The sequence below is a fragment of the Rickettsia endosymbiont of Ixodes pacificus genome (genome assembly GCF_000965155.1).
GTDB lineage: Bacteria > Pseudomonadota > Alphaproteobacteria > Rickettsiales > Rickettsiaceae > Rickettsia > Rickettsia tamurae.
The window spans coordinates 1-14,161 of record NZ_LAOP01000005.1 but is presented as its reverse complement, the minus strand read 5'-3'; the positions used below and the strand labels follow the sequence as shown (position 1 = coordinate 14,161).

Genomic DNA, 14,161 nt, shown 5'->3' with positions numbered 1-14,161 from the left:
CACTAATAAATGATCATTAGGTATCATGTGCCTTAAGCTAAGGCTATTACATCTCACACTTTGATCAAGCTTATAACCCTGCATCTTTACACCTTCATTTAAGCATAAAAATACAGCTTATTCCTTAGATTAACTCTTTTCTACTTCTTTTATAACTTTTTCAACAGCCCGTGTAGAGTTTACAATTATGGCAAGCATATTTTTAGCTACTTCATACTTTCCTTCGTTTCTACCAATCTGTAAACCTTTAGCTTCCCAATCTGCATGCCTCGAGCCTCCCCAATCTGCATGCCTTGGACCATACCTTTTTGCATTCCCTCATCAATATATTTATCAGCAATAGTTCTCCCTCTTGATCTTCCTTTTTTAAGTGCTTAGCTATGATTTAGCTAGTTCTACTTGTTTATCTTCAGATACCTTAGCATCACATAACCACTTAATGTAAATGTAGCCATTTTCCTTATCTACTTCAATACTACTTTCAAACTTCTCAAGTAGACTTTGCCATAGATTTAAGATATCACGAGCTTTGATATGTTTAAGCATATACTCCATCATACCAAGATGCTTCTTTTGCTCTATCTCATTATCACTTTGTTTTTGCAAATCAACAAGTAAATACTCGTCACCATTATTTCCTTAGCAGTTTTGCTATCTTCAAATAACTCCCAAAAGCTCCTTGGAGCATTATAAGGCTTATCATTTGCATATACCACTATAGGACATATTAGAGGAAGCTTGTTATCTTTTTCTCTGTGCTATTACTTTTATTTTTATTGCGTCCTTATGCCTTTCGCATAATAAAAGCATATATTGCCAAAGTCTAAAGCAATCCAGTAATCACTACTAGACTGATGCTCGATCAGAACGTAAACGTAAGCTTTGTCATTATTAGCACTTTCAGTAGTACTATCTTTAATATTATTCTTTTTTACAGAAACAGAGTACACGACATCACTAAGTCTTTTGCGTAAATCCTCAGTAACAAACTTTCTTTCTCTATTTTAACACTATTTAGATTAATCTTGTCTTAAACGACGCTGGCAAATAATGCTCTAAAACTCACGAGCAGCTACAGGCTCACTCATGACCTTTTTAAATAGTTCATCATGTCTTGGACGCTCTGAAGTGTTGCTAGCATCGCTGTCTGTACTTACATCAGTTTGCTGTTGCCTCTGATTAAGCTCTTTGTTAGTCATGCTTGCAAATCCTTAAAATCTCATAGTCAGATTAAAAAAGTTTAATATTACATAACTGATTAATGATCGTTCTAAATCAGATATGGCGCTTGCGTTAATCTACCTTGTTTTAAATCTTCCAAGTCAAACTGATATGATTCTACTATATGCATTCGCCCTTGATTAGACAAATCATCTAATTGTTTTTTAATTGCACTTAATACATCTTGAATTTTGCTATAATCGTTACTATTTATTGATTTGATATGAGTAAAAGATACAAAATTTTTCATCAAAGAATTATCTTGTATTAATTGAAATGTGATATCATGAGGTAACCCATATTCTAATACACTTCGATCCCATTGAAAAGCTTCAATGTTACGAGGACCGTAAATAGAGGATATCTTCATCCCTTCAATCAATCCATAAACATGCACTCTTGTTTTTTCGTAATCCCAATCTAAACGGCTTTGTTCGGAAGGGTAATAAAAAAGGAATGGTAGTATGTAGAGAATACCATATAATATTCTGGAATAGATAAGTTATAAATTAAAAATGCCATACAAAGAAAGAACAAAAACAGGTTTGCCAAGAAAAATAGATAAGCCGAGATATAAAATAACCAATTGGTCACAATATAACGATAGTTTAAGAAAAAGAGGGATGGTCAGCCTGTATTTTCCTGAAGGTGATTTAGAGTCTTTGTTTATTAATACCCAACCTTACGTAGAGGGAGAATCTGGAGGACAACGACATACCAAGTACCATATATACAACTAATTTATACATTATATCGTTTATTTGGTTTCGGGCAGCGTCAAATAACAGGTTACTTTGAGGATCTATGGCGGGGCAAGGGTCTTGAGATTCCAGTACCAAGTTTTGATCATCTATGTGATTTATTTTCACAGATACCATTAGAGGTCAAACAGTTTTGCAATAAACTTGCTGTGCGTATCAAGAATAAATATCATCACAAAACATGAGCAATTGTTATTACCAATATTATAAATTTATGGAATTCATTCGGTAAATGTGTCACAGTCAAAATAGGATAATTACGTCTAAAAGAGCAACAGATACCCTTCCGAACAAAGCCATATCAAACAGGAAAAGATAATAAGCTTCCTCTAATATGTCCTATAGTAGTATATGCAAATGATCAGCCGTATACTGCTCCGAGAAGCTTTTGGGAATTATTTGAAGATAGCAAGACTGCTAAAGATTGATGGGTGATGAGTATTTACTTGTAGACTTACAAAAACAAAGTGATGATGAGATAGAGAAAAGCAGCATCTTGGTATGATGGAGATATATGCTTAAACATATCAAAGCTCGTGATATCTTAAATCTCTGGCAAAGTCTATTTGAGAAGTTTGAAAGCAGTATTGAAATAGATAAGGAAAATGGCTACATTTACATTAAATGGTTATTGTGGTATAGTGATGCTAAGGTGTCTGAAGATAAACAAGTAGAGCTAGCTAGGATCATACAAGCACTTAAAAAAGAAGATCAAGAGGGACTTATGAGAACTATTGCTGATAAATATATTGATGAGGCGTACAAAAAGGTATGGTCCAAGGCATGCAGATTGGTAGAAATGAAGGCATGCAGATTGGGAAGCTAAAGGCTTACAGATTGGTAGAAATGAGGGGAAATATTGAAGTAGCCAAAAATATGTATAATGCTGGTTCTGATATCTCTTTTATATCTAAAGTTACTGGGCTTTCTATCTCTGAACTCAACAACCTTCTTAAATCTAAATCCTAACTATTCTTTTTGGAAAGTAGTAGATTCTACTACTTTCCTCTATATCTTTACTTAATTTTTTGTTCTAGTTTCTAGCCTGCGATACTTGCTTCTTTGCTCAAGTAAACTTTTAACTCTTCTATTTAATTCTTCCCTTCTTTTTTTGTAACAAATCCTATTGTCTTGATTTAGTGCCTCGTCTGTTATAGCACTGCTTGCGTTTGCATTTAAAATAGATTCTTGATTACTGTAGTTTCCGTTTAGGTGTTTCTGGAAGTTCTGATACTGTGATTTCATTTTTTGAAAATTTGAGAAGTTAGTGGATTTGATTTTACTCTATCTTAAATATTGTTTTTGGTCAAAAGCTATTGTAATGAACAAAGAAATATATTTGTGCATAATTGGATTGCATGTGCAGTATGACTAAAACATGTGTTTTACGACATATTAACTATCATCTATTTACAAATACCAAAAAATTAGCTATTTATATACGACAAACAATGTCGTATTGCTTTGCTGTGCGATAATTAACTAAAAGGGGTTTTCCGTACATGCTAGTTGGATATATGAGAGTTTCTAGTGAAAATGAACACAAGTGTTCGATCTTCAATATGATGCACTTATTAAAGAAGGCGTCGATCCAAGACATATTTTTCAAGATAAGGTAAGCGGAGCAAAAGATAATAGAAAAGGATTACAAGAAGCTCTTGATTATTTACAAGATGGCGATTGTCTCATTGTATGGAAGTTAGATAGACTCGGGCGATCATTGTCTCATCTTATTACGCTTATTGATGGCTTTAAACAGAAAAATATTGGCTTTAAATCCATAACCGAACAAATGGACACAACAACCCCTCACGGTGAGTTTTTATTCAGTGTTTTTGGAGCTCTTGCTCAATATGAACGAGCACTTACAAAAGAAAGAATTATGGCAGGTTTAAAATCTGCTAAGCAACGGGGAAAAACAGGAGGAAGACCCCGAGTTATCTCACCTGAAAAAATGCAAGCAATTAGTGAGGCACTGAAATCCGGCACAAGCAAAGCTGCAATATGCCGGACATTCAATGTTAAAAGGACTACTCTCTATGATAATCTAGAGCAGATGTGTCGTTGTCTGTAAGATTAAATCTTCGGGCTGTTGAAAAAGTTATAAAAAGAAGTAGAAAAGAGTTAATCTAAGGAATAAGCTGTATTTTTATGCTTAAATGAAGGTGTAAAGATGCAGGGTTATAAGCTTGATCAAAGTGTGAGATGTAATAGCCTTAGCTTAAGGCACATGATACCTAATGATCATTTATTAGTGAGGATTCATGAAGCTAAAGAATTAGAGTTTTCTTTTATCTATGAAATAACTAAGAATCGTTATTGTGCTAATTACGGACGTCCATCAATTGATCCTGTATTATTTTTTAGGATGCAAATAATAAGTTACTTATATGGTATAAAGTCAAATAGACGATTATGTAAAGAAATTCAGTTAAATATAGCATATAGGTGGTTTTGTGGTTTAAGTTTAGAGGATAAAGTACCGGATCATTCATCATTAAGTAGGATAAGAGATAGATTTGGGGTAGAACTATTTCAAGAAATATTTATAAGCTTGATTAAGCAATGGTATGAACTAGATATTATAAAAGGAGAAACAATTATTTCAGATGCCTCTTTAGTTGAATCTAATGCCTCTATGAATAGCCTAATATTAAGAAAAGATCAAGGTGATTCACAAAAGAGAGAATTAAAAAAATATGAACGTCGTTATCATGATTTCCGAGAAGGGAAAAAGTAAGGAAAATATCTAATCAAACTCATGTCAGTAGGACAGATCCTGATTGTAGTCTTGTATCAAGAACTAATGGTTATAAAAAGCTATGTTATAAGACCCACTACTCAATTGATTCAGATTCACGTATTATAATAGATTGTTATGTAAGTACAGGATCACAACATGAGTGTATTGTACTTCCAAGTAGAGTTTGGAATATATTAAATAATTTTTCTTTTAGAGTAAAAGAATGGATAGCAGACAAAGGTTATGGTAGAGGTCCAACCTATGGATATTTTAAATTACTTGGAATTACAACTTATATACCTTTACATGTAGATAATCTTGGTGAAGGAAAAATAAGTAGGGGGAATTTCAATATGATAGAGAACAGGATAGATATAAGTGTCCACAGGGACATTATCTTTATCCGTATGATAAATTAGATAAAAAACAAATAAAACGTTATCGTATTACAGGAGGGCATTGTAAAAATTGCTCTCTAAAATCAGGTTGTATTTCTGATAATTATAGTAATAGAGGACGATTTATTTATCGTAATCCTTATCAGGATGAAATAGATGAGGTAAAGGTCAGACAGAATAGAATTGATTTTAAGAAAAACTAATTGAGAGAAAGTGGAAAATAGAAGGTCTATTTGGTGAAGCTAAGGAGAATCATGGTTTACGAGGAGCAAAATTTAGAAGTGTACAGAAAACACAGATTCAAATACTGATGATTGCGATAGTACAAAATTTTAAACGGATACTTAAAATTATTTTTTGGTTTTTTATCTACTGCTATTAAAGATAAAAAAATATTAAAGTATTTGCAACCTTGTTGATTTTTTCAACAGCCCGTGTAGAGTTTTACAAATTAATCGAGTCGGTTGGGTGCAGAATTTTATTCTTACCTACATATAGCCCAGACTTAAATCCTATAGAACATTATTGGTTTAAGATTAAGAACGAAATAAGAAAAGTTACGGGGCAATTCAAAGATATCAGTATGGCTGTAGAACACGTACTAAAGTTTATTTAACTGTACCTATTTACTATGGTCTAGCTATATTTCCCTAATGGTTATTCCCGAGCATATAAGGATATTACTTTATCATCAAATCCTTCAAGCTGAACCTGAAATCCTTTTGTACCATTATCAGGTTTAATAACACTAAGCAAACATCCTCTAGTATGGCGATAAAACCATTATTGCAAATTTCCCTGATAACCGCGATCAGCTAAGATCTTGATAAGTCTTGGGAACTTCTCCTTTAACCCAAATAATAATATCTTAGCACAATTACTATCATGAGGAGTAGCACTATGTACATCAATATTAATAGGATAACCTAAAGTATCTACAACTATATGACGTTTTCTCCCTGTTACCTTTTTCCCTCCATCATATCCTTTCTCTTCATTTTTTAAAAGAACGTGTCCTTCGCTTTGACTATCGATGATTCCTATACTAGGACTTGATTCTTTGCCTAATTGAAGTCTTACTTATACTTCTTGCACTATTCATCAAATCCTCAATTACTCCTCTATGTTTTAACCTATTAAAGTAATTAAATACTCATTTCCATGGACCAAAATCTTTAGGCAAATCTCTCCAAAAACAGCCGTTCTTGGTTATATAAAATATCCCATTCCATAATAGCCTTGCGCATCCTTAGGGGGCGGACGACCTTGCTTCCCTTTTCTTTTATTGATTATTTCTTCTATTAATCCCCACTCTTCATCGCTCATGTCGCTTGTGTATCCTAGCATCTTCTCCCTTTTGGATGCTAACATACTACCTATCTTTTCTAATTACAATATTTTACGTGACTGGTTCTAAGTCAAAGGGGTTGTAACCCTTTGACTTAAGAATTAGGACTTGAGAAGCTGGTTGATTTCAGAAATAGAAAGTCCTGTAACTTTAGAGATAAAAGAAATATCAGAACCAGCAGAAAGCATATTTTTAGCTACTTCATATTTTCCTTTCGCTTCGCCAATCTGCATGCCTCGAGCTTCGCCAATCTGCATGCCTCGAGCTTCGCCAATCTGCATGCCTTGTTGTACACCTTCTTCTTTCCAATGCTGAGCTAAGCTAGTCATAAGTTTTTCTCCTTGTTCGGTATTAAGACGAGACTTTAATATTTTTTCTAGTTCTATTTTATCAGATTTGTTAATTTTAATCAATGTATAGGTTAATATCAGTTCTAGGTAATCAATACCGATATTGAGTTTAGCGAATTCAGGTAAGAGGTCAGCTACCTCATACCATCTTTTAAGTAGATCTCTCTCATGAATATGCTTCATGAAGAATTGCAATATTCCTGACCAAGCTTTTTTCTTTAATTCCTCATCAGGGATGTCATGAATATTAATCACCTGATGGTCCTTAGTCCAAATATCTTGCACCAGCTGTTTATTTTTAAATAGTTCCCAAATATTCTTTGGAGCATTGTATTTCTTTTTGCCGTTGTAAAATATTAACGGATATACGAAAGGCAGATACTTAGATTTAGGATGAAGAGTTAAATGCCTTGATGCAATATCAGTCATATATTTAAATAGCCTAAAAGCCATGAAGTGATCAGGAGTACTTTGATGCTCTAAAAGAATCCAAAAATATCCAGTATCATCATTAAACTTAGCTGAGAATAGAATATCGGATATAGAGTGTCTAAGGTCTGCTTCAACAAAGCTTTCTTTTTCCATTTTAAGAGTATGAGGCAAGAACATAGCCTGAATCTCTTTTGGAAGATGCATTTCAAAGAACTCTTTAGCTACTATTGGATTCTCTAGAGCCTTACGAATGAGTGCATCATGCCTTGGACGCTCAGAAGCACCGCTATTTTCTAAGTCTTTTTGCTGTTGTTGATTATTATGCTCTTCATTAGTCATACTTGCAAATCCTTATAACCTCATAATCATCGTATGCTCTAGCTCCCTTTCTAAGCGGAGTTCTTTAACTTCTGCTTTGACCTTAGCAAAGGTTGATGCTACATGCTTCTCATCTACAAAGCCTGGGATATTATTCTGCATCTCATGCTTCATGTATTTAAGTGGGCATGAATATTTCTTAGTGCCTACCATCACATGCTCATCATCTAATAGCTGCTTTATATTCTCATTGTGATGATCCATATAATGCTTCTCACATGTTTTACTTAAATTCTTAAGCACATTATGACTATCAGAAGAGTTAAATTGATTTAGTATCTCGTAATCCTTTAATATACCATGTTTTTGGGCATATACTACCATATTATGCATATTACTAATTAACTTATCTTGCTCTATAGTCTTAGCATTTGATATCGCAGATAATAAACTACTATCATATTGCTCTGCGTATTTAAGATTCCCATCAAGAGACTTAAAGAATTCATGTTCACGGCTAATTGCAGTTAACATTTCATCGATTGTCTTAGCGTGAGCTTTGTCTTGCTGAATCATCTGATACTGAGTCTCTAACTGATAACTCTCTAAACTTCTATCAAAATGCTTATATGTCTCTTCTAGATTTTTACTATTCTTAAGCTGTACTAATATGTCTTGCGTGCTGAAGACTCCATGCTGCTCTACTGCTGCTATATCTTTTAATTTAGGTAAAAGTTCTTGTTCCTTGTGTTCAAGAGCTTGCTGTGCTAAGTCCTGGAATTCATAATTAAATGTTCTATATTTGATGTTGCCATTTAGTGCTACAAAAAATTTCTGATCTTTTTCTAAGGCTACAAACACCTCAGATGCTATCTCATGCTTAATTTGCTCCGTATGTGATATTAATGTCTTGCTTTCTGCTTCTCTTGCAATATCCGCTAATCTTGTCTGTTCACGACGTTTTTGATAATCAGAATAAACCCCTACCACCTTAAATCCTTCCTTCTTGTACTGCCGTACTATCTCTCTCATTACAAAAGTCTCACCAGCTCCAGGATTACCTTCAAGTATGCTGATATCTGAGCCGTTGCAGACAGACAAGATTGCGTCAATCTGCTCACTACTGAACACGTGGTTCTTACTGCCAAATACATTAAGCTTTAAGCCTAAACTACCTCCTATTTTATCGTTAAATTTATTTTGTAGGTTTGCTCCTACTACATTTACCAAATCGCCTATTTGTTCTTTGAGACTATTTCTTTCTAAACTCTCAGCGTTAATATTAAGATTATGCTCTTCCTTAGCATTTAACTCTTCTATAGCAGATATATAACGACGCTCTAAATTTACTCTAGATTTTAAGGAGTATAGCGTTCTTCCCATCAAATCTTTTTGATCCATCAGCTCTATCTTGTCAGATACCAATAGCTGATTATAGAGTCTTAAGAACTCTTCTCCATATTCTTTGTTCAGATGCTCGATAGCTGGGTTGTTAGCTCTACTATCTGCTTGGTCGTTAGCCGTATTTGCTACTGAATTATTCTCTATATTTTGTGACGCATTTTCACTACTACCGCACTCCTGAACGAGTCTCTTACCAAACTCTCTAATAGCTTCTTGTTCCTTAGCAATATCACTACCTTTCGATACTAGATGCACCATCAAAGCATCTGATAATGCTATAGCTATATCTTCTTTAGTAAACACTGGCTTCGTATATGAAATACGACCAAATACTATCTCTGGATTCTCATATATCTTCTGTGCATTCTCAGCTATTATTTCTTTGTTTTTTCTTCTAACTCCGTGCCTTGCATATGATTAGTTACTCCTCTATGCTTGGTCGGCTCTTGATCTATACCAAGTGCTTTATATGACTTACTACTGACTCTAAATGGTAAACCTACTTCCTCATACAGCTTATTAGTTGCTATCTCACATTCTTCTCTTAGAAAATATAAGACTCTTGGACTTTCTAACTCTCTATCTTTTACCTTTCCAATTACTACTTCCCCATTCTCTAAACGCCCTAACCTTCTTGTTAAATACTGTATATGCACATGTGGATTATCAGGATTGTCATAGTGAATATTAACGTCACATACTATGCCTCGTGATACTATCCATTTTTGAACATATTCCTCAACTAATCTAATATTATCTTCCTTATTTACTTCTTTAGGCAATGCAAATTCTATCTCAGCACCAGGCCTTGAATCAGCTCTTCTCTCTCTTGCTTCAGCTGCATTCCATAATAACTCTCTATCTTTTAACCATGCTATATCCTGAAATTCTTTAGATACAAATATCTTACTATATACTACTCCTTGTTTTTTGCTAAAATCATAAGTAATACTAATAGCTTCTCCACTTTCTTTATCTATAGTTTTATACACACTGAGCGCATAGCGTTTTGTGCCAACAAAACGCGAAAGTGCATTAAGGGGGCTTGCTGCCCCCCTTAAAAGAACCCCCGCAATATCTGTAAAAGAAATATGTATGATGCTTTATTATCATTGACTATTGATTATTATTGCCGGTATACTAGTTTAGTATCAAACACTTGAGATTAGAGTGAATTTAACCAGTAAACCAAAATCAGACAACACCAAAACTGATTAAATCTATTGTAAAAAAACTATGGTATACTCGTATGCAATATCAAAAAGCTACCACCTTTGATCGTAAAGCAGATAGCAGAAAAAAGATTATGCTTGGGGGTTATTTGTCAAAGCAGGTCTTGATTATCTGCACCCAAATAATGCCCATATTCTCTACGGAATGCTACTCGATTGTAAAGAGCAATTAATACTTAATCCTAAAATTATTGATAAATGGAAAATCAAAGGACAATCACTCCTTATAAAATAATTATTAACTATAATTATCAGGTTCTTATATGCAGAAATTCTTCATAATACTTGGATTACTCATAACCACCATTGGACTTATCTATCCTCTCATCCCTTATCTTAAACTTGGACGTCTACCAGGTGACTTTTTCTTTCAAAAAGGTAACTTCTCTTTTTTCTGCCCTCTAACCTCTTGCCTGCTCTTTAGTATCTTCATCTCTTTGCTCCTATTCCTATTCGATAAATATTTCTAATCCTTAACTCTAAACATTATTGCTCTAATAAAAAGAGTAATAAATAACCTTGAAACTAAAAAATCTTATTATTATATTTATAATTTGAATCATAAACATATATTCAACAATTTTTACCTATGATTGATTACACTACTACTACACATACTACTTCTAAAACTCATGATGAAGGTCTGAGACAATTTATGTTAAAGGTTTATAACCTTATGGCTGTAGCTCTGCTATTAACTGGTAGTACTGCTATTATCACAATTTCTTGGACACCACTTGTAAACTTAATGTTTAATACTACTTTTGGCTCTATTGTTGCTTTTGCCCCTTTAACTATTGCTCATATTTCTTCTTTGGCTTCTCTAAATTATCTATTCAATCGGCACAAATCTTATTCTGGATATACGCAGTTCTAGTAGGCATGTCTTTATCTTACCTATTTCTTATCTATACTACCATATCTATTGCTAGAACTTTCTTTATCTGTGCTGCTGTCTTTGGTATGATGAGCTTATATGGATATAACACTAATAAGGATCTTACTTCTTGGGGTTCTTTCTTTTTAATGGGACTTGTCGGTTTACTGCTTACTTCACTTATTAATCTTTTCTTACAAAGTCCTGCTGTATATTTTGCTTCTTCTTTTCTAGGAGTAATCATCTTTATTGGACTAATAGTCTGGGATACTCAAAAAATTAAATCTTTCTACTTCACTAATACTGACAATCATTTAGCACAAAAAATGTCTATTGTAGCTGCTTTTAACTTATATCTAGACTTTATTAACCTATTTCTACACCTTATTAGATTCCTCGGAGGATATAAACGTCAGCAATAATTACTTGAATTTTTCTATTCTAAAACTATATCTAAAGATATATAATTATGTTACGATTCTATAGATTCTATAAATTAACCTTATATAGTCAAATTGAAGTAAAAGAAGATAATTATGTTATACAACAATATTAAATTATATTTAATAACTTGCATTACTGTCATTTTATTGGTCAATCCAGCAATTGCGGCTGAGGATAAAAAAACATCAAATAATAATCATTATACTATTTATTTACGTCATCCATTAGATTTTATTAATCGTCCTTTCTCTGCCTTTGATTATTACTGGAATAGTATATTTGATGATAGATTATCTATCTATGACTCAAGTGCTATAAAAAGTAAATTCATTCCTCAAGACAAACAATATATCCTAGTCCTAGAAGTACCAGGCTATGATAAAAGTCACATTAAACTTAAAGTAAATAATCATAAGCTTTTTATTGAAGGTAACATTGACGATACTAAAGCAAATAGTGCTACTGATCATTTAAATAAAAACTTTAATTATGTTATGTCTCTATATGATGATATTGATCAAAAGTCTATTTCTTCTAAGCTAAAAAATGGCATCTTGACCATTACTTTGCCTAGAATTGAACTCAAAAACCAAAATGCTAAAGAAATACCTGTTCAATAAAGAGCATAACGAATAATTAAAACTTTTTTGATTATTAATTTGTTATTATTTAATTTTATTTAACTTAAATAGGAGGTTTTTATGGCTTTTAATTTACCACGTATTAGAAATAAATCAGAACTACAAAATAACTCTAATAAAAGAAGCTATATTGATGATGTCTTTAATAACTTCTTTAATGAAATAGCTTCTTTTTCTTATCCTTCCTCTTACAACAATGAAAGAATGTTATCACCGAAAACTGATATTATGGAAAATGACTCTGAGTATAATCTAGAAATGGAATTACCAGGCATCACACAAGATAATATTGATCTTAAAATAGACAGTCACATCCTAACTATTGAAGGTACAAAAGAACAATCTTCTGAAAAGAAAGATCATAATTATCATATGCAGGAACGATATTATGGCTCTTTCTACCGTTCTATTAGTTTACCATCTAATATTGATGAAGAACATATAGAAGCACAATTTAAGGATGGTATCTTATCTATTAAAATACCTAAAAAAGAACAAAGTAAAGCTAAAAAAATTACAATAACTTAAAGAATCTATATTATATAATGTAAAAATGTAAATAGTAGAACCCATACTCTGGGTTCTACTTAAATACAAGGTTCCTTGCACCTTGCTTTACGGCAGATGGGAATATAAATATCAATCAACAACATCTACGCAATTATTTTTATAACTTACTTATCTTATATTTTGTGTTATAATATAATGCACATACAAATATTGGTAACTAATCATGGCAGTTTCAAAGTTCCTCGATCCTAAAAATGATGTCGCCTTCAAGAAAATCTTTGGTTCTGAAAAAAACAAAGATATTCTTATCCACTTCATCAATGATATCATGGGATTTAAAGGTGATGAACAAATACAGGATGTTACTTTCTTAACTCCTATTCAAGACCCTGATATTGCTTATAAAAAGCAATCTCTTGTTGATGTCCTTTGTAAAGCTCAAAATGGCACGCAAATCATCGTAGAAATGCAAGTATCTCCTGCTAAAGGCTTTGAGAAAAGAGCTCAATATTATGCTGCTAAAGCCTATTCCCGACAATTATCCCAAGGACAAAAACAAAACGGTCTCTAGCTAACCTCAAGGAAGTCATCTTTATTGCTATTAGTGATTATATTATCTTCCCTGATAAAGCTGATTATATCTCTCATCATGTCATCCTTGATAAAGTTACTTTTGAACATGACTTAAAGGATTTCTCTTTTAGCTTTATTGAACTACCTAAATTTAATATAGATAAAATTGAAGACTTAAAAACTATTACCGAAAAATGGTGCTATTTCTTTAAATATGCTGCTAACACAAGTGAAGCTGACCTGCAGAAAATTATAGGTAGTGATCTTGTAGTAGGGCGTGCTTATGAAGCATTAAATCAGTTTAACTGGCATGCAGCAGAACTCCTTGCTTATGAGCAGGAAATTAAACGCATCATGGATAACAAAGCTGTCGAAGATTTCATGATTGAATCCGCTGAAGCTAGAGGAAAAGCTGAAGGCGAATATACTAAATCAATAGAAGTGGCAAAAAATATGCTTTCAGCTGACTCTGATCCTGATTTTATTTCCAAGGTTACTGGTTATCTATTGCTGAAATCAACAAACTAAGAAACGATAGTAAAACGTTATGCAAACTGCAAGATCTACATTGAAGCTTAAAATACCGATACAAGCTATTCTACCTCAGCTACCACAAAAACAAGTAGTAGTCATCGATAAGCGTGCATTACAGCAAAAAACTGGTAGTACCAAACCTACTAACAGTGTCAAACCTAATGCTCAACAATAAAGTTGCTAAAGTCCAAGATTAACTGCTGAAGCAACAAGAAGCTCTTAAGCTAAACTGACAAGATGGCAAAAAGAATACAAACAAGTTTTAAAATATACAAACAAAATACCTCTATGTTTCTCTATCGAGCAAAACTACTTAGCCATAGGTATTCACAAGGAAATTATAATACAGAAAAGAGCATTTTCAAATCAACAAAT

General features: G+C 32.9%; 18 protein-coding genes and 5 pseudogenes. 14 read left to right on the top strand and 9 right to left on the bottom strand.

The window, feature by feature from the left end; all coding sequences use genetic code 11:
* Nucleotides 1-378: 378 nt before the first annotated feature.
* The 3 genes and pseudogenes from REIP_RS12985 to REIP_RS08195 form a co-directional block, all read right to left on the bottom strand.
* A pseudogene (locus REIP_RS12985) lies at nucleotides 379-950 on the bottom strand (Rpn family recombination-promoting nuclease/putative transposase).
* A gap of 105 nt (nucleotides 951-1,055) precedes the next feature.
* Nucleotides 1,056-1,199, bottom strand: coding sequence for a hypothetical protein (locus REIP_RS11380; protein ID WP_156147511.1), 144 nt, complete (start codon nucleotides 1,197-1,199; stop codon nucleotides 1,056-1,058).
* Between the two features lie 71 nt (nucleotides 1,200-1,270).
* The gene (locus REIP_RS08195; protein ID WP_156147503.1) at nucleotides 1,271-1,618 is read right to left on the bottom strand and encodes a hypothetical protein; all 348 of its coding nucleotides are present in this window, start codon (nucleotides 1,616-1,618) and stop codon (nucleotides 1,271-1,273) included.
* Between the two features lie 118 nt (nucleotides 1,619-1,736).
* On the opposite strand from REIP_RS08195, the gene REIP_RS12980 reads away from it, so the two are divergent.
* The 7 genes and pseudogenes from REIP_RS12980 to REIP_RS10365 form a co-directional block, all read left to right on the top strand.
* Nucleotides 1,737-1,961 carry a hypothetical protein gene (locus REIP_RS12980; RefSeq protein ID WP_231569360.1) on the top strand — a complete coding sequence of 75 codons (225 nt, stop codon included), beginning with the start codon at nucleotides 1,737-1,739 and terminating at the stop codon, nucleotides 1,959-1,961.
* 299 nt (nucleotides 1,962-2,260) lie between these two features.
* Nucleotides 2,261-2,410 carry an Rpn family recombination-promoting nuclease/putative transposase gene (locus REIP_RS13850; protein WP_410525714.1) on the top strand — a complete coding sequence of 50 codons (150 nt, stop codon included), beginning with the start codon at nucleotides 2,261-2,263 and terminating at the stop codon, nucleotides 2,408-2,410.
* Between the two features lie 86 nt (nucleotides 2,411-2,496).
* Nucleotides 2,497-2,808, top strand: a complete 312-nt coding sequence (locus REIP_RS13845) for a hypothetical protein (RefSeq protein ID WP_410525713.1) — start codon at nucleotides 2,497-2,499, stop codon at nucleotides 2,806-2,808.
* A 676-nt stretch (nucleotides 2,809-3,484) separates the two neighbouring features.
* Nucleotides 3,485-4,056 (top strand): annotated as a pseudogene (locus REIP_RS08170) (recombinase family protein).
* Nucleotides 4,057-4,212: 156 nt separating this feature from the next.
* On the top strand, nucleotides 4,213-4,722 hold the full coding sequence (locus REIP_RS08165) for a transposase (RefSeq protein WP_197069241.1): 510 nt from the start codon (nucleotides 4,213-4,215) through the stop codon (nucleotides 4,720-4,722).
* Between the two features lie 603 nt (nucleotides 4,723-5,325).
* A complete protein-coding gene (locus REIP_RS13840) occupies nucleotides 5,326-5,505 on the top strand; it encodes a transposase (RefSeq protein WP_082068338.1) in 180 nt (59 codons plus the stop codon).
* A 69-nt stretch (nucleotides 5,506-5,574) separates the two neighbouring features.
* Nucleotides 5,575-5,739 (top strand): annotated as a pseudogene (locus REIP_RS10365) (transposase); the annotation flags it as partial.
* 167 nt (nucleotides 5,740-5,906) lie between these two features.
* On the opposite strand, the gene REIP_RS13835 reads toward REIP_RS10365, so the two are convergent.
* From REIP_RS13835 to REIP_RS12970, 6 genes are all read right to left on the bottom strand, one after another.
* On the bottom strand, nucleotides 5,907-6,167 hold the full coding sequence (locus REIP_RS13835; RefSeq protein ID WP_082068331.1) for a transposase: 261 nt from the start codon (nucleotides 6,165-6,167) through the stop codon (nucleotides 5,907-5,909).
* Nucleotides 6,168-6,276: 109 nt separating this feature from the next.
* Nucleotides 6,277-6,336 (bottom strand): hypothetical protein, encoded by a 60-nt coding sequence (locus REIP_RS13830; protein WP_367889945.1) that lies wholly within the window; start codon nucleotides 6,334-6,336, stop codon nucleotides 6,277-6,279.
* A complete protein-coding gene (locus REIP_RS11375; protein ID WP_156147504.1) occupies nucleotides 6,333-6,470 on the bottom strand; it encodes a hypothetical protein in 138 nt (45 codons plus the stop codon). The genes REIP_RS13830 and REIP_RS11375 overlap by 4 nt, the downstream gene beginning before the upstream one ends.
* 102 nt (nucleotides 6,471-6,572) lie before the next feature.
* Nucleotides 6,573-7,592 (bottom strand): Rpn family recombination-promoting nuclease/putative transposase, encoded by a 1,020-nt coding sequence (locus REIP_RS08160; RefSeq protein ID WP_045804411.1) that lies wholly within the window; start codon nucleotides 7,590-7,592, stop codon nucleotides 6,573-6,575.
* 12 nt (nucleotides 7,593-7,604) lie between these two features.
* Nucleotides 7,605-9,278: an AAA family ATPase gene (locus REIP_RS12975; RefSeq protein WP_231569359.1), complete on the bottom strand. Its 1,674-nt coding sequence runs from the start codon at nucleotides 9,276-9,278 to the stop codon at nucleotides 7,605-7,607.
* 71 nt (nucleotides 9,279-9,349) lie between these two features.
* Nucleotides 9,350-9,967: a MobA/MobL family protein gene (locus REIP_RS12970; protein WP_231569358.1), complete on the bottom strand. Its 618-nt coding sequence runs from the start codon at nucleotides 9,965-9,967 to the stop codon at nucleotides 9,350-9,352.
* 352 nt (nucleotides 9,968-10,319) lie between these two features.
* Here REIP_RS12970 and REIP_RS12965 point away from each other — a divergent pair, with 352 nt between their 5' ends.
* The 7 genes and pseudogenes from REIP_RS12965 (at nucleotide 10,320) to REIP_RS11360 (ending at nucleotide 13,961) form a co-directional block, all read left to right on the top strand.
* Entirely contained in the window at nucleotides 10,320-10,442 is a 123-nt protein-coding gene (locus REIP_RS12965) for a conjugal transfer protein (protein ID WP_331385747.1), read from the top strand.
* 28 nt (nucleotides 10,443-10,470) lie between these two features.
* Complete coding sequence (locus REIP_RS10340) at nucleotides 10,471-10,677, top strand: DUF2905 domain-containing protein (RefSeq protein ID WP_082068328.1); 207 nt, start codon at nucleotides 10,471-10,473, stop codon at nucleotides 10,675-10,677.
* Between the two features lie 119 nt (nucleotides 10,678-10,796).
* A pseudogene (locus tag REIP_RS08145) lies at nucleotides 10,797-11,506 on the top strand (Bax inhibitor-1/YccA family protein).
* Nucleotides 11,507-11,635: 129 nt separating this feature from the next.
* On the top strand, nucleotides 11,636-12,148 hold the full coding sequence (locus REIP_RS08140; RefSeq protein ID WP_410525712.1) for an Hsp20/alpha crystallin family protein: 513 nt from the start codon (nucleotides 11,636-11,638) through the stop codon (nucleotides 12,146-12,148).
* An 81-nt stretch (nucleotides 12,149-12,229) separates the two neighbouring features.
* A complete protein-coding gene (locus tag REIP_RS08135) occupies nucleotides 12,230-12,697 on the top strand; it encodes an Hsp20/alpha crystallin family protein (RefSeq protein WP_052691126.1) in 468 nt (155 codons plus the stop codon).
* A gap of 205 nt (nucleotides 12,698-12,902) precedes the next feature.
* A pseudogene (locus REIP_RS08130) lies at nucleotides 12,903-13,824 on the top strand (Rpn family recombination-promoting nuclease/putative transposase).
* Nucleotides 13,821-13,961, top strand: coding sequence for a hypothetical protein (locus REIP_RS11360; protein ID WP_197069240.1), 141 nt, complete (start codon nucleotides 13,821-13,823; stop codon nucleotides 13,959-13,961). The pseudogene REIP_RS08130 and the gene REIP_RS11360 overlap by 4 nt, the downstream one beginning before the upstream one ends.
* The last annotated feature ends 200 nt before the right edge of the window (nucleotides 13,962-14,161 follow it).